Annotated in this window: 11 protein-coding genes, 3 tRNA genes and 5 rRNA genes; 16 read left to right on the forward strand and 3 right to left on the reverse strand. The window is 48.0% G+C overall.

Features of this window, described 5'->3' with window-relative positions:
- The first annotated feature begins 15 nt into the window (after positions 1-15).
- Entirely contained in the window at positions 16-243 is a 228-nt protein-coding gene (gene rpsR, locus LY387_RS01405; RefSeq protein WP_000090472.1) for a 30S ribosomal protein S18, read from the forward strand.
- Positions 244-273: 30 nt separating this feature from the next.
- On the forward strand, positions 274-726 hold the full coding sequence (gene rplI / locus LY387_RS01410) for a 50S ribosomal protein L9 (RefSeq protein ID WP_042477246.1): 453 nt from the start codon (positions 274-276) through the stop codon (positions 724-726).
- Positions 727-832: 106 nt separating this feature from the next.
- Here the strand turns inward: rplI and LY387_RS01415 are convergent, their stop codons facing one another.
- The gene (locus LY387_RS01415) at positions 833-1,603 is read right to left on the reverse strand and encodes a DUF481 domain-containing protein (RefSeq protein ID WP_234495086.1); all 771 of its coding nucleotides are present in this window, start codon (positions 1,601-1,603) and stop codon (positions 833-835) included.
- A 178-nt stretch (positions 1,604-1,781) separates the two neighbouring features.
- On the opposite strand from LY387_RS01415, the gene LY387_RS01420 reads away from it, so the two are divergent.
- Both LY387_RS01420 and alr read left to right on the forward strand, forming a co-directional pair.
- On the forward strand, positions 1,782-3,176 hold the full coding sequence (locus LY387_RS01420) for a replicative DNA helicase (RefSeq protein WP_156111084.1): 1,395 nt from the start codon (positions 1,782-1,784) through the stop codon (positions 3,174-3,176).
- Positions 3,177-3,188: 12 nt separating this feature from the next.
- Positions 3,189-4,280, forward strand: coding sequence for an alanine racemase (gene alr, locus LY387_RS01425; RefSeq protein WP_234495087.1), 1,092 nt, complete (start codon positions 3,189-3,191; stop codon positions 4,278-4,280).
- Between the two features lie 102 nt (positions 4,281-4,382).
- Here the strand turns inward: alr and LY387_RS01430 are convergent, their stop codons facing one another.
- The gene (locus LY387_RS01430) at positions 4,383-4,805 is read right to left on the reverse strand and encodes a secondary thiamine-phosphate synthase enzyme YjbQ (protein WP_128648097.1); all 423 of its coding nucleotides are present in this window, start codon (positions 4,803-4,805) and stop codon (positions 4,383-4,385) included.
- A 303-nt stretch (positions 4,806-5,108) separates the two neighbouring features.
- Between LY387_RS01430 and pgi the strand changes: the two genes are divergently transcribed.
- The gene (gene pgi / locus LY387_RS01435; protein WP_234495088.1) at positions 5,109-6,761 is read left to right on the forward strand and encodes a glucose-6-phosphate isomerase; all 1,653 of its coding nucleotides are present in this window, start codon (positions 5,109-5,111) and stop codon (positions 6,759-6,761) included.
- A gap of 84 nt (positions 6,762-6,845) precedes the next feature.
- Here the strand turns inward: pgi and LY387_RS01440 are convergent, their stop codons facing one another.
- A complete protein-coding gene (locus tag LY387_RS01440) occupies positions 6,846-7,319 on the reverse strand; it encodes an RDD family protein (RefSeq protein WP_128648098.1) in 474 nt (157 codons plus the stop codon).
- Between the two features lie 192 nt (positions 7,320-7,511).
- Between LY387_RS01440 and LY387_RS01445 the strand changes: the two genes are divergently transcribed.
- The 11 genes from LY387_RS01445 (at position 7,512) to LY387_RS01495 (ending at position 22,025) form a co-directional block, all read left to right on the forward strand.
- Positions 7,512-7,596, forward strand: a tRNA-Leu gene (locus tag LY387_RS01445).
- 171 nt (positions 7,597-7,767) lie between these two features.
- The gene (locus LY387_RS01450) at positions 7,768-8,706 is read left to right on the forward strand and encodes a hypothetical protein (RefSeq protein ID WP_234495089.1); all 939 of its coding nucleotides are present in this window, start codon (positions 7,768-7,770) and stop codon (positions 8,704-8,706) included.
- A 104-nt stretch (positions 8,707-8,810) separates the two neighbouring features.
- Positions 8,811-9,539 carry a hypothetical protein gene (locus LY387_RS01455; RefSeq protein ID WP_419153432.1) on the forward strand — a complete coding sequence of 243 codons (729 nt, stop codon included), beginning with the start codon at positions 8,811-8,813 and terminating at the stop codon, positions 9,537-9,539.
- Between the two features lie 147 nt (positions 9,540-9,686).
- Positions 9,687-10,937, forward strand: coding sequence for an HD-GYP domain-containing protein (locus LY387_RS01460; RefSeq protein ID WP_234495091.1), 1,251 nt, complete (start codon positions 9,687-9,689; stop codon positions 10,935-10,937).
- A 651-nt stretch (positions 10,938-11,588) separates the two neighbouring features.
- Positions 11,589-13,140 (forward strand): 16S ribosomal RNA (locus LY387_RS01465).
- A gap of 122 nt (positions 13,141-13,262) precedes the next feature.
- Positions 13,263-13,338 (forward strand) — tRNA-Glu (locus LY387_RS01470).
- A 337-nt stretch (positions 13,339-13,675) separates the two neighbouring features.
- Positions 13,676-16,563 (forward strand): 23S ribosomal RNA (locus LY387_RS01475).
- A gap of 89 nt (positions 16,564-16,652) precedes the next feature.
- Positions 16,653-16,768: ribosomal RNA gene (gene rrf / locus LY387_RS01480) — 5S ribosomal RNA — on the forward strand.
- Between the two features lie 351 nt (positions 16,769-17,119).
- Positions 17,120-18,671, forward strand: a 16S ribosomal RNA gene (locus LY387_RS01485).
- 78 nt (positions 18,672-18,749) lie between these two features.
- Positions 18,750-18,825, forward strand: a tRNA-Ala gene (locus tag LY387_RS01490).
- Between the two features lie 313 nt (positions 18,826-19,138).
- Positions 19,139-22,025: ribosomal RNA gene (locus LY387_RS01495) — 23S ribosomal RNA — on the forward strand.
- The 16S, 23S and 5S rRNA genes sit together here with 2 tRNA genes alongside, the layout of an rRNA operon.
- The last annotated feature ends 34 nt before the right edge of the window (positions 22,026-22,059 follow it).

The raw sequence follows: 22,059 nt of genomic DNA on the forward strand, positions 1-22,059 counted from the left end.
ATCAGGAGATAGCCCATGGCTCGTTTCTTCCGTCGTCGTAAATTCTGCCGTTTCACTGCAGAAGGCGTTCAAGAGATTGATTACAAAGACGTAGCAACTCTTAAAAACTACATCACTGAAGCTGGTAAAATCGTACCTAGCCGTATCACTGGTACAAGCGCTAAATATCAGCGTCAGCTAGCGCGCGCTATCAAGCGTTCACGCTACCTAGCTCTACTTCCGTACACTGATAAGCATCAGTAATCGGCACCGTTTAGAAAAGAGGATTAAACAATGCAAGTTATTCTACTTGATAAAATCGGTAACCTAGGTGGTCTTGGCGATACAGTTAATGTTAAATCTGGTTACGCTCGTAACTTCCTTATCCCACAAGGTAAGGCTGTAATGGCAACTAAATCTAACGTTGAAATGTTCGAAGCTCGTCGTGCTGAACTAGAAGCTAAAGTTGCTGAGCAACTAACTGCTGCTGAAGCTCGTGCTGAAAAAGTTAACGCTCTAGAAGCTGTTGTTATCGCTTCTAAAGCTGGTGACGAAGGCAAACTATTCGGTTCTATCGGTACTCGTGACATCGCTGACGCAATCACTGCTGCAGGCGTTGAAGTTGCTAAGAGCGAAGTTCGCCTTCCTGAAGGTGCTCTACGTACAACTGGTGAGTTCGAGATCAGCGTTCAACTTCACTCTGAAGTTTTCGCGCAAATCGCACTACAAGTTGTTGCTGCTGAGTAATTTCAGTTACAAGAACACGAAAAACACCAGCCTCGGCTGGTGTTTTTTTTTGCTCATTTTCTATTAGTGCAAGACCGATTTTGTCTTTGATAGAAAGCTAAGAAAGCTAGAAAGCGAAAAGTAGATTAACCGTAAAGATTGAATCGCGTTTGCTTAAGGTAGGGCTAGGTACCTTGGTATGGTATTTACTGTCATAAGCCAGCTTAAGGGCGATGGTCTCGGTAATGTCGTTGGTGACGTTTAACTCCGTATCCATACGCGTGTTGCTTTGACCTGCAGTGACGGTAAGTTTGGTGGCGACTGTTAGGTTATCCAGTGGGTTCCAAGAGAAATTAATGTTACCGCGCACAATGGCTTCTTTCACAATATCCTTGAAGATGATCTCATCATCATCGATTTCATCAACGTTAGGCTCTTGATAACGAAAGCCTGGGCCAAATTCGGCTTCAAGCAAAACTGAATCTGTATTAAATAACTGGTAACCAAAACCGCCTGAAACGGTATGGTCTTCAAAGTAAGAGCTGTAGCGAGACGTAAAACCGTTATAGTTTCCGTATAGATAGGTCCTTGGACCCAACTTATAGTCGCTCTGCAGCAAATAGTTTTGTTGGTTCTTGTCCTCTTCCCCATTTTTGTACAATTGATAGTACTTCCACTCACCATTGGTACGGTGTCTACCCTCAGTATATTCAGCGCCAACACGAGCGTTTAGCGATTGAGAGTCGGTATTACCTGAGTGCGCCTGATAGCCAAACTCGACTTCAGTTTTTAGAGGTGAGGGTGGTGTGTCTTCGTTGTCACCAGAAGGCGTGAACTCTTCAGCATAGATCGCCGGCGAAGCAAGCAGCACTAAACTAAATATCAACTTCTTGGACACGAAAACCTCATGGCATGGGGAAATGGGCAGGGGATTATATGTGTCGCATATTCGTTCATCGTCAGCGATAGGTCAAATTTTGATTCATGATTCATCGTTTTAGTCGCGTTTTCTTTGCTTTAGCCCACACTTACTTGAGTATATAATGGTGGGTCTTAGTGTGTTATCGAGTAAGGTCATGGCGGATATCCGAAATCAAAAAAGTAAAGATGCTCAAGTGGACTCAGTGAAGGTTCCTCCTCACTCCTTAGAGGCGGAGCAATCGGTCTTAGGTGGTTTGCTGCTGGACAACCAGCGTTGGGATACCGTGGCAGAAAAAGTCATCAGTAGCGATTTTTATAGCCGACCGCACCGTTTGATATTTGAAGGTATCCAAGCGATCCTCGAAGAAAATCATCCTCTTGACTTGATTACTCTCTCTGAGCATCTAGAGCTTCGAGAGCAGCTTGATGATGTGGGTGGCTTTGCTTACCTAGCAGATTTGGCGAAGAACACGCCAAGTGCAGCCAATATCAATGCCTACGCGGATATTGTGGCTGAGCGTGCTTTGGTGCGCAACTTGATTGGTGTGGCGAATGAGATTGCTGATGCTGGCTATGACCCTCAAGGTCGCTCATCAGAAGATCTTCTCGACATGGCGGAAAGCAAAGTCTTTAAGATTGCTGAAGACCGCACCAATGAAAACGAAGGCCCTCAAAACGTTGATAACATTCTAGAAAAAACCTTAGAGCGTATTGAGATCCTCTACAAAACACCGCAAGACGGTGTGACAGGCGTGACCACGGGCTTTAATGACCTCAACAAGAAGACTGCCGGTCTACAAGGCTCTGACTTGATTATCGTTGCGGCGCGTCCTTCTATGGGTAAAACCACGTTCGCAATGAACCTGTGTGAGAATGCGGCGATGTCGAGCGACAAGCCTGTCCTTATCTTCTCACTCGAGATGCCTTCAGAACAGATCATGATGCGTATGCTTGCCTCGCTTTCTCGTGTTGACCAAACCAAGATCCGTACTGGTCAGCTTGATGATGAGGATTGGGCAAAAATCTCCACCACCATGGGCATGCTCATGGAAAAGAAGAACATGTACATTGATGACAGTTCAGGTTTGACTCCGACAGAGGTGCGCTCGCGTGCTCGTCGAATTGCACGTGATCATGGCGGTCTTAGCCTCATCATGGTCGACTACCTTCAGTTGATGCGTGTACCTTCTTTATCTGACAACCGTACCCTCGAGATCGCTGAGATCTCTCGCTCTCTTAAGGCGTTAGCGAAAGAGTTGAATGTGCCTGTTGTGGCGTTGTCTCAGCTTAACCGTTCCTTGGAGCAGCGTGCTGATAAGCGCCCGGTAAACTCGGACCTTCGTGAATCGGGCTCTATCGAGCAGGATGCCGACCTTATCATGTTCATCTACCGCGATGAGGTATACCACCCAGACAGCGCATTGAAGGGGATTGCGGAAATCATCATAGGTAAGCAGCGTAACGGTCCTATCGGTTCGGTGCGCTTGACGTTCCAAGGTCAATTCTCTCGCTTTGATAACTACTCCGGTCCTGCGTTTGATGAAGAATAGTAAGGGTTCGGCATGAGTTATATGAAAGCAGCGACAGCGCATATCAACCTAGATGCGTTGGCACACAATTTAGCGCGAATTAAGCAAAAAGCGCCAAACAGCAAAGTGATGGCTGTGGTTAAGGCAAATGGCTATGGTCATGGCTTAAGACATATTGCTAAGAATGCTGAGGGTGCTGATGCCTTTGGTGTGGCGCGTATTGAGGAAGCACTGCAGCTAAGAGCGAGCGGTGTTGTAAAGCCTATCTTGTTGTTAGAAGGGTTTTATTCGGCGAACGATTTACCCGTACTGGTCACCAACAATATTCAGACTGTGGTCCATTGTTATGAGCAACTTGACGCATTGGAACAGGCTGAGTTAGAAGGACCGGTTGTCGTCTGGCTTAAAGTCGACAGCGGCATGCATCGCCTCGGCGTTCGTGAAGAGCAATATCAAGAGTTTGTCGAGCGTCTGCATCGCTGTGATAACGTAGCAAAGCCGCTGCGATACATGAGCCATTTTGGCTGTGCTGATGAGCTCGAAAATCCGATGACAAAGCAGCAAATTGAGCTGTTTCTTTCGCTCACTGAAGGTTGCAATGGTGAACGCTCAATGGCGGCGTCTGCTGGCCTTCTAGAGTGGCAGCCAAGTCAGCTCGATTGGGTTCGTCCGGGCATCATCATGTACGGTGTGTCGCCATTTGGAGACAAAACGGCCGCTGAGATGGGCTTTAAGCCTGTGATGACCCTAAAGTCTCATCTGATTGCCGTCCGTGACGTGAAAATAGGTGAGAGTGTTGGTTATGGTGCAACTTGGACTAGTGAGCGAGATACCAAAGTGGGCGTGATTGCGATCGGTTATGGTGATGGCTATCCACGCACGGCTCCTAATGGAACCCCGGTATTGGTGAACGGTAGAAAAGTGCCTATCGCGGGCCGCGTGTCGATGGATATGCTCACCGTGGACCTAGGTCCAGATGCTTTGGACCGAGTAGGTGATGAAGCCATCCTGTGGGGCGAAGAACTACCTTCTGAAGAAGTTGCAGACCACATCGGTACTATCGCTTATGAACTAGTGACCAAATTGACTTCACGTGTCGAAATGAGCTATAGCGATAAAAGCTAGACTCTATATGTCACACCAAAGAATCACAGCTGATTAAATCGTCATCCCCGCGCAGGCGGGGATCTACTTACAGCGATCTGCGAACCAAGCTCTGCCTAGTTATCAAACCTGCCCCTGCAACGTCGCAATAACCCGACGCTCACCACCAAAATCTCGATGCTCCCCCAAGTAAATACCCTGCCATGTTCCCAAAGCTAACCGACCATTGCTAATCGGAATCGACACACTTGCACCAAGCAGTGAGCTCTTAATATGTGCAGGCATATCATCACTCCCTTCATAGGTATGTCGGTAGTAAGGGGCGTTTTCAGGTACGTAGCGGTTAAAGTGGCTCTCCATATCCGTGCGTACCGTGGGGTCAGCGTTTTCATTCAGGGTTAAACTTGCTGAGGTATGTTGAATGAAAAGATGTAGCAAACCTACAGAGTAGTCGCTCAGTTGTGGCAATTGTTGTTCAATTTCATCAGTGATTAAATGAAAACCACGTTTTTTCGCGCTGAGGTAAAGGGTCTTTTGTTGCCACATAATCACTCCCCTGTATTATAGTGCTATGCATATATAAGGTGTTTACTAAATTTGTTTACATTGTGAACCGATACGTGACCTAACTCAAGGAGCGTACAGGCGCTCTGGTTCATAATTACGCCTGAAAATTTATTACTAAACAAAGCCACGGCTTTGTGAACAACATACAAGATTGTAACGACGAGTGATCATCAAAGGCACTCGTCTGTATTTAGAATATACTGTTTATTATTCGCTAAACTGGGGGTTCCTTTTCCTTGGGGGGATTGGGAATAAAACCGACTAAAAATTGGGATAGAGACCATGTTGAAAAACATCAATCCAACGCAAACTGAAGCTTGGAAAGCACTGACAGCGCACTTTGAATCTGCGCAAGATATGGATTTAGCAGAGCTATTTGCACAAGACGCTGACCGCTTTGGCAAATTCTCTACACGCTTCGGCTCTGACATTCTTGTTGATTACTCAAAAAACCTAATCAACGAAGAAACAATGAACAACCTTTTTGCTCTAGCGAACGAGACTGAGCTTAAAGGCGCAATCAAAGCGATGTTTGCAGGCGATACCATCAACCAAACGGAAGGTCGTTCTGTTCTTCACGTTGCACTGCGTAACCGCAGCAACACGCCAATCATGGTGAATGGCGAAGACGTAATGCCAGCGGTAAACGCGGTTCTAGAAAAGATGAAAGGCTTCTCTGAGCGTATCATCTCTGGTGATTGGAAAGGTTACACTGGCAAAGCAATTACTGACGTTGTGAACATCGGTATCGGTGGTTCTGACCTTGGTCCTTACATGGTAACTGAAGCGCTAGCACCATACACAAACCACCTAAACATGCACTTCGTGTCTAACGTTGATGGTACTCACATCGCAGAGACTCTGAAGAAAGTTGATCCTGAAACAACGCTATTCTTGGTCGCTTCTAAGACATTCACGACTCAAGAAACCATGACAAACGCGCACTCTGCACGTGACTGGTTCCTAGCGTCTGCATCAGATGAAGCACACGTTGCTAAGCACTTCGCTGCGCTATCTACCAACGCAACTGCTGTTGCTGAGTTTGGTATCGACACAGACAACATGTTTGAGTTCTGGGACTGGGTCGGCGGTCGTTACTCACTATGGTCTGCAATCGGTCTTTCCATCATCTTAGCGGTTGGCTATGACAACTTCGTTGAGCTACTAGCAGGTGCTCACGAGATGGATAAGCACTTTGCTGAGACTGATCTAGAAAGCAACATCCCAGTACTGCTTGCTCTTATCGGTATTTGGTACAACAACTTCCACGGCGCTGAATCAGAAGCGATTCTACCGTACGACCAATACATGCACCGCTTTGCTGCGTACTTCCAGCAAGGTAACATGGAGTCTAACGGTAAGTTTACTGACCGCAACGGTGACGCAGTAGACTACCAAACGGGTCCAATTATCTGGGGTGAACCAGGTACTAACGGTCAGCACGCGTTCTACCAGCTAATCCACCAAGGCACTAAGCTTATTCCTTGTGACTTCATCGCACCTGCGATCTCTCACAACCAAGTGAGCGACCACCACCAGAAGCTCATGTCTAACTTCTTTGCACAAACTGAAGCACTTGCGTTCGGTAAGTCTAAAGAGACAGTAGAAGCAGAATTTGCAAAAGCGGGTAAGAGTGCGGAAGAAGTGAAAGATCTTGTACCATTCAAGATCTTTGAAGGTAACCGCCCAACTAACTCAATCCTAGTGAAGCAAATTACTCCTCGTACTCTAGGTAACCTAATCGCGATGTACGAGCACAAGATCTTCACTCAAGGTGTTATCTGGAACATCTTCAGCTTTGACCAATGGGGTGTAGAGCTTGGTAAGCAACTGGCTAACCAAATCCTACCTGAGCTAGCAGACGACAGCGAAATCTCGTCTCACGACAGCTCGACTAACGGTCTAATCAATGCATTTAAAGCGTTCAAAGCGTAATCATTGAAAGCCATAACTAAAAAAGGTGCCTATCGGCACCTTTTTTGTTTCTTTCTCTAGAATCTTTTTTCATCGGCATAAGCGTTATTTCGCTTTTGGTAACACCACGACCTTAGTTTTTGCCCAAATATCGTGAAAGCCACGCTTTTGCGGGTCGATAGGAACGGCAAGGTTTGATAGTCCAAAAGCAGACGTCGCGAGTCTAATAAGCGCTTGAGTCACAGTGATTCTACCGCCTTCAAGGTTCTGTACTTCAATCTTCCAGGCTCTCATGCCAAGCGTCTGACCTGCTCGGGTCCAAAAGAATACGATAAAGTAGATCCAAACAAACGCGAGATAAGCGGTATACACAGGGCTCCAAAACGGATGGTTTCCGAGAAGATCACTGGCATCAGCATAAGGAGCGTAGGAGATAAGCCCGGCAGCAACCAGAGCTTCCATTACCGCAACAACAACACCGCCAGCCATCATGACCACAGCAAGAATAATTAGGCTATCGTAGAACAGCGCACCAAGCCTGCGAAAGAATCCTGCAGGTGGGAGAGATTGGGTTTCCATTGAGACAAACTTCCATAACTTAAACTCGCCACAGCATAGCGATTTCAATGCCAGGGGGAAAGCCTTGCTCATCGCATTGCTTCACATTGTGGTGAAAATAGCAGCAAACAATAGAATATTCAGCGTTTTGCTCTTGCGCGATCTAAATGCTTACGTATAATGCCAAACATCAAAGGACGTCAGTCCAAAGATGCCGGTGTGGTGAAATTGGTATACACGACGGATTCAAAATCCGTTGCCTTCGGGCGTGGCGGTTCAAGTCCGCCCACCGGTACCATATTTAAACGATAAAGCCTCGACGAAAGTCGGGGCTTTGTTGTATCTGGACCTATCACAAACCCTTTTCATTGTTATGAGAGTGTTTCTCTCATGTCTTATTCTTAGCGGTCTTCGTTTGTCTCAACCACGGCTAAGCGCTAGAATCTAGCTATCAGAGAGGAGAATTACTGTGAGCGCAAAATTTACCTATCTCGCTTGGCAACAAACCAATCTAGAAGCGAGCCATAAGTTAGTGTTGTTGAAGTTGGCTGACTTGTGTGGACAGGACGGCTCTGTGGCTGTTGCGCTTGCGGATGTCGCAAAAGAGTGTTTGCTCGGAGAGTTTGGCTTTGCCGATGTGCTAACTGCATTGTCGCAAAAAGGATTGCTTGAGAAAGGGCGAGTGGAGTCAATTGGCTCTCGTCAGATTCATCATCTAACGCTCTCTTTATCTGAGCCGAATAGCTTGCCTGTGATTGAAACGTCAATGGCACACGATAGCCAGCCGAAGACGCCTGTGGTAACAACACCACAAGCCTCTAGTGCGCCACCGTGGACATATCATCCTATGAACCTCTATAAGGTACCGGTAGCAAGTCGCGATAACCTCTGGCAGCGTTTTATTCGAGAGCGAGACGTTCGTAATATGAATGATGTACGACGCGATGCGATCTTACGTGATTGGCTAGAAATGATGAAAGGGTCGGGTGGCTTTCAAGAGTACTTTGAAAATACTCATAGCCAAAATGAACGACCTGCACCGAGACAGCGTTCTAGTTCTCCCTCTAATGCTAAATACATTTCGACCCATGATTTGCAAGAGAACGAGATTGCAGAGTGGGCGATGCAATCCATTTTACACTCGGGCATGGCTGCCGATCCGCATTTGTTCTGGGAGAAGTTTGTAGTCTATTACAAAGCGCGAGCGAATGAGTTTCTGTCTGTTACCCAGATGCTCAATAAGTTGAGACTCTGGATAGTGAATGAGAAGCAAGCCGAGGATAGACGGAGGCAAGCGGATGAAAGACGACGACAGTCGTTCCAGCAAAGCCAAAAGTCGGGTGAGGTGAGCCCATCAGAAGAGTTTCGTGAATACCTGCGTGGGCAAGGTAAGAATCCTAATTTTTGATAAGATACCGTGTGTGCGGTTCTTGAGGTAAAAGGTTCGATATGAGTACGGGCAATAAGCCAAAAAATTTAGATTTTGGTGCAATGGAAAAAAAGCTCCGTGAAATGGGAGTAAGCAGTAATCTAGAACACTTGAAGTCTGCAAAATCCCAGTCTTCACGCCCTGAGTCTGCGCCAAAGACAGAAGTTCAAGTCGCTAAGCCTCAAGCATCTCACCCGGTAGAGTCACGTCCTGTTACAACCGGCTCTCGCGCAGTGATGCAAACAGACACTGAAACTGAGCGACAACCAAGCGATTGGTGTAACTACATTTTTGGTACTTTGCTGAGTATTTATGAGTCGACATGGATTAAGTCCTACGGTCGACGCCCAACGGGACGCTTTTTGGATTTTGCAGATAGTCTGACAGAGTCAGAGTTAATGCGTGTAATTCAGCATTGTCGTGAGCGTTTGCAAGCTGGTGAAAAGTGGCCACCTATCATGGGAGAGCTAGCGCTACTCAAGAGTCAGTTGACAGAATCTGAGTCGCTTGAAGCCATGAATCGTGTGGTAAGTAAGACGCCTAAGAATCAGATCGAAAAGTGGATCATGCAAAACAAAGGCTATGAACTACGTCGCTTGCCACAATCGATTATCGTCAAACGCTTTAAAGAGTTCTACCGCGAGGCGATGAGCTTGCAAGAAAAGGGCAAGTTAGTCACCGAGGTGCCGAAAGGGCTGCCAAGTCAGTCGGTCAAAAACTTGGTTGATTTGAAGCGCGAAGAGTATGAAAGTCAGCATGGTAAGAAGCTAGACCCCCGGATTCAAGCGATCCTAGATCGTAAATCACAGTAGTAACAATGCCCACATCGACAGTGGGCATTTTTATTGATAGTGCTATAAGTTATATCACTGAATCACATTTTATTGATAAAGGGATGAACTAAGCTTCGAACTTCTTTAAACTTGCCGCGTGTTTTTCAGCCAAATTGCAGTAAAGTTGTGGCAAGTATCAAAATATCTGTGGATCGAATTCAACCCGGACTCCATATCAAGATACCGCTCAAATGGAATGAGCACCCTTTCCTTTTCAACGTGTTTAAGGTTAAGTCTGATCAGCAAGTTCAAGTTATCAAGCAACTGGGCTGTAAGTATGTTTACGTCACGCCTGAACTGAGTGATACGCTTCCTTTACCGGTCCAAGAAGCGTCGTCAAAACCTATCGACGAATCAGCAAAAACGGAATCGGATATGCTTTGGCAAGAGAAGCAAAAGCGTATTGAAGAATTGTCTGCTTACCGCCGAAAAGTCTCACGTTGTGAGAAGGAGTTTGACCGCTCTCTTGCTCGTATCCGTAACCTCATGACCAAACTTAGAAGTCGCCCCGAACAAGCAGCAAAAGAGGCGCAGCAGCTTGTAGATGATATTGTAGAGTCGCTGCTGTCCCAAGATGATGTGACGCTGCACCTTATGGGCAGCAAAACTGAGTTTGAAGACCTCTACTTCCATTGCTTGAACGTTTCGATTTTGGCCATGATGATAGCCAAAGCTAAAGGAATGGATGCGGCTTCAATCAAGATGGTTGCAATGGGAGCGCTGTTCCATGATATCGGTAAAGCTAAGATCCCATCTGCTATTCTGCGTAAAGCCACGCCACTCACTGAGCCAGAGTTTAATTACCTAAAGCTACATACTAAGTATGGTAAAGACATCGCTATTGCCATTGATACATTACCTGAAGAGGTTATCACCGTTATAGAGCAGCACCACGAACTGCTGGATGGCACTGGCTACCCAAATGGTTTGAAAGGCGAAGAAATTGATGTCATTACACAGATTGTCTCAGTAGCCAATGCTTTCGATAATCTGTGTCATCATCAAAATCCGGCTGAGAAAAAAATCCCCTACACGGCGTTATCCTATCTTTATAAGAAGGGTAAGCAGCATTACAACAATGAAAACCTCAATATCCTTATCAAATATATGGGGGTCTATCCACCGGGTACGGTAGTTAAACTGTCGAATGACATGGTGGGGCTGGTTGTTTCAATCAATAGTGGCAGCCTTCTTAACCCCAACGTTTTAATGTACGACCCGACGGTACCAAAGCTTCTAGCGCCGATCATCGCCCTAGAGAATAAAGATTTGAAGATCGAGTCGGTTATACATCCGGAGAGACTACCTGAAGAGATCCGAGAGTATTTGAATCCGCGCGCTCGAATCTCTTACTACTTCGAAGAGCAAACTAACTAGTTTGTTGTTCAGTTTTATAACTCGTGGCTGATAAGTGAGTAGTAGGAACTATTATTCAGTGACTTGTCTCTTTATACCTTATCCTGTGCTTCGGAAAAGCAAGAGAGAGAATAGGTGGCTGTTCGAAAGTTAACTATATAAATGCCAAATTCACGGCACTTGGTATGTTTTTTCTTCAAACACGTCATTTTTGAATTTTTTATCAAGAAAAGGCTTGCCAAGATGAATCGGTTCTCTATAATGCGCTTCCACTGACACGGCAGAGCCCACAAGGGTTCAAGGCGATAGTCAGTAAGGCATTCAGCTTACAAGATGGTCTTCTAGTTAGATTTGAAAAAATCAAAAATAATTAGAAAAAAGTGTTTGACACTGAGAATTATCTCGCTAGAATAGCCGCCTCTTCAGACGAAACGCAGCAGCGAGCAGTTGAAGAGATGTTCTTTAAAAATATAGACCTATCAATCTGTGTGGGCACTCGTTGATGATAATCAAATTAGATATTTCTCTTAATAAAGAGCGGTATCAAATTAGGTTTCAATGAAACGAAGTGACCATTGAATCGAAAGATTCAGCACAGTCAATTCAAACATTACTTATGTAATGTTCAGTATTCATTGAGCCTCCCCTATTTATTTAGGGAATCAAAACTTTAAATTGAAGAGTTTGATCATGGCTCAGATTGAACGCTGGCGGCAGGCCTAACACATGCAAGTCGAGCGGAAACGAGTTAACTGAACCTTCGGGGAACGTTAACGGCGTCGAGCGGCGGACGGGTGAGTAATGCCTGGGAAATTGCCCTGATGTGGGGGATAACCATTGGAAACGATGGCTAATACCGCATAATAGCTTCGGCTCAAAGAGGGGGACCTTCGGGCCTCTCGCGTCAGGATATGCCCAGGTGGGATTAGCTAGTTGGTGAGGTAATGGCTCACCAAGGCGACGATCCCTAGCTGGTCTGAGAGGATGATCAGCCACACTGGAACTGAGACACGGTCCAGACTCCTACGGGAGGCAGCAGTGGGGAATATTGCACAATGGGCGCAAGCCTGATGCAGCCATGCCGCGTGTGTGAAGAAGGCCTTCGGGTTGTAAAGCACTTTCAGTCGTGAGGAAGGCGGTGTCGTTAATAGCGGCATCGTTTGACGTTAGCGACAGAAGAAGCACCGGCTAACTCCGTGCCAGCAGCCGCGGTAATACGGAGGGTGCGAGCGTTAATCGGAATTACTGGGCGTAAAGCGCATGCAGGTGGTTAGTTAAGTCAGATGTGAAAGCCCGGGGCTCAACCTCGGAACTGCATTTGAAACTGGCTGACTAGAGTACTGTAGAGGGGGGTAGAATTTCAGGTGTAGCGGTGAAATGCGTAGAGATCTGAAGGAATACCGGTGGCGAAGGCGGCCCCCTGGACAGATACTGACACTCAGATGCGAAAGCGTGGGGAGCAAACAGGATTAGATACCCTGGTAGTCCACGCCGTAAACGATGTCTACTTGGAGGTTGTGGCCTTGAGCCGTGGCTTTCGGAGCTAACGCGTTAAGTAGACCGCCTGGGGAGTACGGTCGCAAGATTAAAACTCAAATGAATTGACGGGGGCCCGCACAAGCGGTGGAGCATGTGGTTTAATTCGATGCAACGCGAAGAACCTTACCTACTCTTGACATCCAGAGAACTTAGCAGAGATGCTTTGGTGCCTTCGGGAACTCTGAGACAGGTGCTGCATGGCTGTCGTCAGCTCGTGTTGTGAAATGTTGGGTTAAGTCCCGCAACGAGCGCAACCCTTATCCTTGTTTGCCAGCACTTCGGGTGGGAACTCCAGGGAGACTGCCGGTGATAAACCGGAGGAAGGTGGGGACGACGTCAAGTCATCATGGCCCTTACGAGTAGGGCTACACACGTGCTACAATGGCGCATACAGAGGGCGGCCAACTTGCGAAAGTGAGCGAATCCCAAAAAGTGCGTCGTAGTCCGGATTGGAGTCTGCAACTCGACTCCATGAAGTCGGAATCGCTAGTAATCGTGGATCAGAATGCCACGGTGAATACGTTCCCGGGCCTTGTACACACCGCCCGTCACACCATGGGAGTGGGCTGCAAAAGAAGTGGGTAGTTTAACCTTCGGGAGGACGCTCACCACTTTGTGGTTCATGACTGGGGTGAAGTCGTAACAAGGTAGCCCTAGGGGAACCTGGGGCTGGATCACCTCCTTATACGAAAGATTATTGCGATGAGTGTTCACACAGATTGATTAGGTTTGTAAAGATAAAGAGATTTTGTTTTTGCTGAAAAGCGAAAGCAGAAAATAGTAAGTGCCCAACACTTACTGCTTAGTGTCCCGTTCGTCTAGAGGCCTAGGACACCGCCCTTTCACGGCGGTAACAGGGGTTCGACTCCCCTACGGGATACCATCTTTAAGCGCATTTCTTAAGTGTTCTTAAAAATGGTTACTTCATTACGAAGTGATTAGCTCTTTAAAAATTTGGAAAGCTGACAGATAACAATTTGATTGATTGTTATCTATTAAAAGTTCTCAAATCCTATATCGAAAGATGTAGGTACCAACACACATTCAAGTGTTCTTGGGAATCACGAAAGTGATTCATATTTGAGTCCGGCAAAATCGAGTCTGCATCATGTATAAAAATTGCAGACAACTTTGGTTGTTTACCAGTTTGTCTTCACTTTTCAAAAGTGAAAGCAAATGCACAATCTCAAGATTTCATCTGAAACTCTTTGGGGTTGTATGGTTAAGTGACTAAGCGTACACGGTGGATGCCTTGGCAGTCAGAGGCGATGAAAGGCGTAATAACTTGCGATAAGCCCAGATTAGGTAGTAATAACCTTTGAGTCTGGGATTCCTGAATGGGGAAACCCACCTGCATAAGCAGGTATCGCTGAGTGAATACATAGCTCAGCGAGGCGAACCGGGGGAACTGAAACATCTAAGTACCCCGAGGAAGAGAAATCAACCGAGATTCCGAAAGTAGCGGCGAGCGAAATTGGATTAGCCCTTAAGCTTTTAATGAGACAGGTGAAGGCTCTGGAAAGTGCCGCGATACAGGGTGATAGCCCCGTAACCGACATCTCATCATCAGTGAAATCGAGTAGGGCGGGACACGTGATATCCTGTCTGAATATGGGGGGACCATCCTCCAAGGCTAAATACTACTGACTGACCGATAGTGAACCAGTACCGTGAGGGAAAGGCGAAAAGAACCCCTGTGAGGGGAGTGAAATAGAACCTGAAACCGTGTACGTACAAGCAGTAGGAGCACCTTCGTGGTGTGACTGCGTACCTTTTGTATAATGGGTCAGCGACTTATATTCAGTGGCAAGGTTAACCGTTTAGGGGAGCCGTAGGGAAACCGAGTCTTAACTGGGCGTTCAGTCTCTGGATATAGACCCGAAACCAGGTGATCTAGCCATGGGCAGGTTGAAGGTTGAGTAACATCAACTGGAGGACCGAACCGACTAATGTTGAAAAATTAGCGGATGACTTGTGGCTAGGGGTGAAAGGCCAATCAAACCTGGAGATAGCTGGTTCTCCCCGAAATCTATTTAGGTAGAGCCTCGGACGAATACTACTGGGGGTAGAGCACTGTTAAGGCTAGGGGGTCATCCCGACTTACCAACCCTTTGCAAACTCCGAATACCAGTAAGTACTATCCGGGAGACACACGGCGGGTGCTAACGTCCGTCGTGGAGAGGGAAACAACCCAGACCGCCAGCTAAGGTCCCAAATTATAGCTAAGTGGGAAACGATGTGGGAAGGCTTAGACAGCTAGGATGTTGGCTTAGAAGCAGCCATCATTTAAAGAAAGCGTAATAGCTCACTAGTCGAGTCGGCCTGCGCGGAAGATGTAACGGGGCTAAGCTATAAACCGAAGCTGCGGCAATGCATTTTATGTATTGGGTAGGGGAGCGTTCTGTAAGCCGTTGAAGGTGGATTGTAAGGTCTGCTGGAGGTATCAGAAGTGCGAATGCTGACATGAGTAACGATAAAGGGGGTGAAAAACCTCCTCGCCGGAAGACCAAGGGTTCCTGTCCAACGTTAATCGGGGCAGGGTGAGTCGACCCCTAAGGCGAGGCCGAAAGGCGTAGTCGATGGGAAACGGGTTAATATTCCCGTACTTCTTACAATTGCGATGGGGGGACGGAGAAGGCTAGGTGGGCCTGGCGACGGTTGTCCAGGTTCAAGTGCGTAGGCTTGAGAGTTAGGTAAATCCGGCTCTCTTTAAGGCTGAGACACGATGTCGAGCTACTACGGTAGTGAAGTCATTGATGCCATGCTTCCAGGAAAAGCCTCTAAGCTTCAGATTGTAAGGAATCGTACCCCAAACCGACACAGGTGGTCGGGTAGAGAATACCAAGGCGCTTGAGAGAACTCGGGTGAAGGAACTAGGCAAAATGGTACCGTAACTTCGGGAGAAGGTACGCTCCTCGCGGTGAAGTCCCTTGCGGATGGAGCTATGGGGAGTCGCAGATACCAGGTGGCTGCAACTGTTTATTAAAAACACAGCACTGTGCAAAATCGTAAGATGACGTATACGGTGTGACGCCTGCCCGGTGCCGGAAGGTTAATTGATGGGGTTAGACTTCGGTCGAAGCTCTTGATCGAAGCCCCGGTAAACGGCGGCCGTAACTATAACGGTCCTAAGGTAGCGAAATTCCTTGTCGGGTAAGTTCCGACCTGCACGAATGGCGTAATGATGGCCACGCTGTCTCCACCCGAGACTCAGTGAAATTGAAATCGCTGTGAAGATGCAGTGTACCCGCGGCTAGACGGAAAGACCCCGTGAACCTTTACTACAGCTTGGCACTGAACATTGACCCTACATGTGTAGGATAGGTGGGAGGCTTTGAAACTAGTACGCCAGTATTAGTGGAGCCGTCCTTGAAATACCACCCTTGTAGTGTTGATGTTCTAACGTCGACCCCTTATCGGGGTTGCGGACAGTGCCTGGTGGGTAGTTTGACTGGGGCGGTCTCCTCCCAAAGAGTAACGGAGGAGCACGAAGGTGGGCTAATCACGGTTGGACATCGTGAGGTTAGTGCAATGGCATAAGCCCGCTTGACTGCGAGAATGACAATTCGAGCAGGTGCGAAAGCAGGTCATAGTGATCCGGTGGTTCTGAATGGAAGGGCCATCGCTCAACGGATAAAAGGTACTCCGGGGATAACAGGCTGATACCGCCCAAGAGTTCATATCGACGGCGGTGTTTGGCACCTCGATGTCGGCTCATCACATCCTGGGGCTGAAGTCGGTCCCAAGGGTATGGCTGTTCGCCATTTAAAGTGGTACGCGAGCTGGGTTTAGAACGTCGTGAGACAGTTCGGTCCCTATCTGCCGTGGGCGTTGGAAGATTGAAGGGGGCTGCTCCTAGTACGAGAGGACCGGAGTGGACGAACCTCTGGTGTTCGGGTTGTGTCGCCAGACGCATTGCCCGGTAGCTAAGTTCGGAATCGATAACCGCTGAAAGCATCTAAGCGGGAAGCGAGCCCTGAGATGAGTCTTCCCTGGCACTTTAAGTGTCCTAAAGGGTTGTTCGAGACTAGAACGTTGATAGGCAGGGTGTGTAAGCGTTGTGAGGCGTTGAGCTAACCTGTACTAATTGCCCGTGAGGCTTAACCATACAACACCCAAAGGGTTTTGATGGACTCAAAGTAAGAACATTGAATGTGTATGAGAACGCATTAACAGCTTTCCGAATTAAAGAATTTGCTTGGCGACCATAGCGTTGTGGACCCACCTGACTCCATGCCGAACTCAGAAGTGAAACGCAATAGCGCCGATGGTAGTGTGGGGCTTCCCCATGTGAGAGTAGGACATCGCCAGGCTTTAATTTTGACTTGTCTTTAAGTAGACGGGTCACCATAAAGTTTTAAGAGATTTTCTTAGAGTTTTATGTTGACTTTCAAAGTGGAAAGCGTATTATACGCGTCCTGCTTAAGTGCTAAGGCACTGAAAGCAAAGCTCTTTAACAATATAAACCTATCAATCTGTGTGGGCACTCGTTGATGATAATCAAATTAGATACTTCGGTATCAAATTAGGTTTTCAATGAACTGAGTGACCAATCAAGTCGAAAGACTTGGCACAGTCAATTCATTATCGTTCTGTTGTAACGATAATAGCTTTAGATTACTAAGGTAGTTTAAAGTCAGTATTCATTGAGCCGACAAAATCTTAAATTGAAGAGTTTGATCATGGCTCAGATTGAACGCTGGCGGCAGGCCTAACACATGCAAGTCGAGCGGAAACGAGTTAACTGAACCTTCGGGGAACGTTAACGGCGTCGAGCGGCGGACGGGTGAGTAATGCCTGGGAAATTGCCCTGATGTGGGGGATAACCATTGGAAACGATGGCTAATACCGCATAATAGCTTCGGCTCAAAGAGGGGGACCTTCGGGCCTCTCGCGTCAGGATATGCCCAGGTGGGATTAGCTAGTTGGTGAGGTAATGGCTCACCAAGGCGACGATCCCTAGCTGGTCTGAGAGGATGATCAGCCACACTGGAACTGAGACACGGTCCAGACTCCTACGGGAGGCAGCAGTGGGGAATATTGCACAATGGGCGCAAGCCTGATGCAGCCATGCCGCGTGTGTGAAGAAGGCCTTCGGGTTGTAAAGCACTTTCAGTCGTGAGGAAGGCGGTGTCGTTAATAGCGGCATCGTTTGACGTTAGCGACAGAAGAAGCACCGGCTAACTCCGTGCCAGCAGCCGCGGTAATACGGAGGGTGCGAGCGTTAATCGGAATTACTGGGCGTAAAGCGCATGCAGGTGGTTAGTTAAGTCAGATGTGAAAGCCCGGGGCTCAACCTCGGAACTGCATTTGAAACTGGCTGACTAGAGTACTGTAGAGGGGGGTAGAATTTCAGGTGTAGCGGTGAAATGCGTAGAGATCTGAAGGAATACCGGTGGCGAAGGCGGCCCCCTGGACAGATACTGACACTCAGATGCGAAAGCGTGGGGAGCAAACAGGATTAGATACCCTGGTAGTCCACGCCGTAAACGATGTCTACTTGGAGGTTGTGGCCTTGAGCCGTGGCTTTCGGAGCTAACGCGTTAAGTAGACCGCCTGGGGAGTACGGTCGCAAGATTAAAACTCAAATGAATTGACGGGGGCCCGCACAAGCGGTGGAGCATGTGGTTTAATTCGATGCAACGCGAAGAACCTTACCTACTCTTGACATCCAGAGAACTTAGCAGAGATGCTTTGGTGCCTTCGGGAACTCTGAGACAGGTGCTGCATGGCTGTCGTCAGCTCGTGTTGTGAAATGTTGGGTTAAGTCCCGCAACGAGCGCAACCCTTATCCTTGTTTGCCAGCACTTCGGGTGGGAACTCCAGGGAGACTGCCGGTGATAAACCGGAGGAAGGTGGGGACGACGTCAAGTCATCATGGCCCTTACGAGTAGGGCTACACACGTGCTACAATGGCGCATACAGAGGGCGGCCAACTTGCGAAAGTGAGCGAATCCCAAAAAGTGCGTCGTAGTCCGGATTGGAGTCTGCAACTCGACTCCATGAAGTCGGAATCGCTAGTAATCGTGGATCAGAATGCCACGGTGAATACGTTCCCGGGCCTTGTACACACCGCCCGTCACACCATGGGAGTGGGCTGCAAAAGAAGTGGGTAGTTTAACCTTCGGGAGGACGCTCACCACTTTGTGGTTCATGACTGGGGTGAAGTCGTAACAAGGTAGCCCTAGGGGAACCTGGGGCTGGATCACCTCCTTATACGAAAGATTATTGCGATGAGTGTTCACACAGATTGATTAGGTTTGTAAGTTAAGAGTAAGGAAACCTTTTCCAGATGGGGCTATAGCTCAGCTGGGAGAGCGCTTCGCTGGCAGCGAAGAGGTCTGCGGTTCGATCCCGCATAGCTCCACCATCTTTAAGTGTTTTCTCTCGAGAATATTTAAAAATGGTTACTTATTTAAAGTAATTAGCTCTTTAACAATTTGGAAAGCTGACGAATAAGAATTGATTATTCTTATTCAATTAAAAGTTCTCAAATCCTAATTCTTAGAATTAGGTACCAACACACATTCAAGTGTTCTTGGGAATAGCGAAAGCTATTCATATTTGAGTCCGGCAAAATCGAGTCTGCACATGTATAAAAATGCAGACAACTTTGGTTGTTTGACCGTTTGCTTTCACTTTTCAAAAGTGAAGACAAATAGAAAGACCCTTTGGGGTTGTATGGTTAAGTGACTAAGCGTACACGGTGGATGCCTTGGCAGTCAGAGGCGATGAAAGGCGTAATAACTTGCGATAAGCTCAGATTAGGTAGTAATAACCTGTGAGTCTGAGATTCCTGAATGGGGAAACCCACCTACATAAGTAGGTATCGCTGAGTGAATACATAGCTCAGCGAGGCGAACCGGGGGAACTGAAACATCTAAGTACCCCGAGGAAGAGAAATCAACCGAGATTCCGAAAGTAGCGGCGAGCGAAATTGGATTAGCCCTTAAGCTTTTAATGAGACAGGTGAAGGCTCTGGAAAGTGCCGCGATACAGGGTGATAGCCCCGTAACCGACATCTCATCATCAGTGAAATCGAGTAGGGCGGGACACGTGATATCCTGTCTGAATATGGGGGGACCATCCTCCAAGGCTAAATACTACTGACTGACCGATAGTGAACCAGTACCGTGAGGGAAAGGCGAAAAGAACCCCTGTGAGGGGAGTGAAATAGAACCTGAAACCGTGTACGTACAAGCAGTAGGAGCACCTTCGTGGTGTGACTGCGTACCTTTTGTATAATGGGTCAGCGACTTATATTCAGTGGCAAGGTTAACCGTTTAGGGGAGCCGTAGGGAAACCGAGTCTTAACTGGGCGTTCAGTCTCTGGATATAGACCCGAAACCAGGTGATCTAGCCATGGGCAGGTTGAAGGTTGAGTAACATCAACTGGAGGACCGAACCGACTAATGTTGAAAAATTAGCGGATGACTTGTGGCTAGGGGTGAAAGGCCAATCAAACCTGGAGATAGCTGGTTCTCCCCGAAATCTATTTAGGTAGAGCCTCGGACGAATACTACTGGGGGTAGAGCACTGTTAAGGCTAGGGGGTCATCCCGACTTACCAACCCTTTGCAAACTCCGAATACCAGTAAGTACTATCCGGGAGACACACGGCGGGTGCTAACGTCCGTCGTGGAGAGGGAAACAACCCAGACCGCCAGCTAAGGTCCCAAATTATAGCTAAGTGGGAAACGATGTGGGAAGGCTTAGACAGCTAGGATGTTGGCTTAGAAGCAGCCATCATTTAAAGAAAGCGTAATAGCTCACTAGTCGAGTCGGCCTGCGCGGAAGATGTAACGGGGCTAAGCTATAAACCGAAGCTGCGGCAATGCATTTATGTATTGGGTAGGGGAGCGTTCTGTAAGCCGTTGAAGGTGAACTGTAAGGTTTGCTGGAGGTATCAGAAGTGCGAATGCTGACATGAGTAACGATAAAGGGGGTGAAAAACCTCCTCGCCGGAAGACCAAGGGTTCCTGTCCAACGTTAATCGGGGCAGGGTGAGTCGACCCCTAAGGCGAGGCCGAAAGGCGTAGTCGATGGGAAACGGGTTAATATTCCCGTACTTCTTACAATTGCGATGGGGGGACGGAGAAGGCTAGGTGGGCCTGGCGACGGTTGTCCAGGTTCAAGTGCGTAGGCTTGAGAGTTAGGTAAATCCGGCTCTCTTTAAGGCTGAGACACGACGTCGAGCTACTACGGTAGTGAAGTCATTGATGCCATGCTTCCAGGAAAAGCCTCTAAGCTTCAGATTGTAAGGAATCGTACCCCAAACCGACACAGGTGGTCGGGTAGAGAATACCAAGGCGCTTGAGAGAACTCGGGTGAAGGAACTAGGCAAAATGGTACCGTAACTTCGGGAGAAGGTACGCTCCTCGCGGTGAAGTCCCTTGCGGATGGAGCTATGGGGAGTCGCAGATACCAGGTGGCTGCAACTGTTTATTAAAAACACAGCACTGTGCAAAATCGTAAGATGACGTATACGGTGTGACGCCTGCCCGGTGCCGGAAGGTTAATTGATGGGGTTAGACTTCGGTCGAAGCTCTTGATCGAAGCCCCGGTAAACGGCGGCCGTAACTATAACGGTCCTAAGGTAGCGAAATTCCTTGTCGGGTAAGTTCCGACCTGCACGAATGGCGTAATGATGGCCACGCTGTCTCCACCCGAGACTCAGTGAAATTGAAATCGCTGTGAAGATGCAGTGTACCCGCGGCTAGACGGAAAGACCCCGTGAACCTTTACTACAGCTTGGCACTGAACATTGACCCTACATGTGTAGGATAGGTGGGAGGCTTTGAAACTAGTACGCCAGTATTAGTGGAGCCGTCCTTGAAATACCACCCTTGTAGTGTTGATGTTCTAACGTCGACCCCTTATCGGGGTTGCGGACAGTGCCTGGTGGGTAGTTTGACTGGGGCGGTCTCCTCCCAAAGAGTAACGGAGGAGCACGAAGGTGGGCTAATCACGGTTGGACATCGTGAGGTTAGTGCAATGGCATAAGCCCGCTTGACTGCGAGAATGACAATTCGAGCAGGTGCGAAAGCAGGTCATAGTGATCCGGTGGTTCTGAATGGAAGGGCCATCGCTCAACGGATAAAAGGTACTCCGGGGATAACAGGCTGATACCGCCCAAGAGTTCATATCGACGGCGGTGTTTGGCACCTCGATGTCGGCTCATCACATCCTGGGGCTGAAGTCGGTCCCAAGGGTATGGCTGTTCGCCATTTAAAGTGGTACGCGAGCTGGGTTTAGAACGTCGTGAGACAGTTCGGTCCCTATCTGCCGTGGGCGTTGGAAGATTGAAGGGGGCTGCTCCTAGTACGAGAGGACCGGAGTGGACGAACCTCTGGTGTTCGGGTTGTGATGCCAATCGCATTGCCCGGTAGCTAAGTTCGGAATCGATAACCGCTGAAAGCATCTAAGCGGGAAGCGAGCCCTGAGATGAGTCTTCCCTGGCGCTTTAAGCGTCCTAAAGGGTTGTTCGAGACTAGAACGTTGATAGGCAGGGTGTGTAAGCGTTGTGAGGCGTTGAGCTAACCTGTACTAATTGCCCGTGAGGCTTAACCATACAACACCCAAAGGGTTTTGATGGACTCAAAGCA

The organism is Vibrio maritimus, assembly GCF_021441885.1.
In the GTDB taxonomy this organism is placed as follows: Bacteria; Pseudomonadota; Gammaproteobacteria; order Enterobacterales; family Vibrionaceae; genus Vibrio; species Vibrio maritimus_B.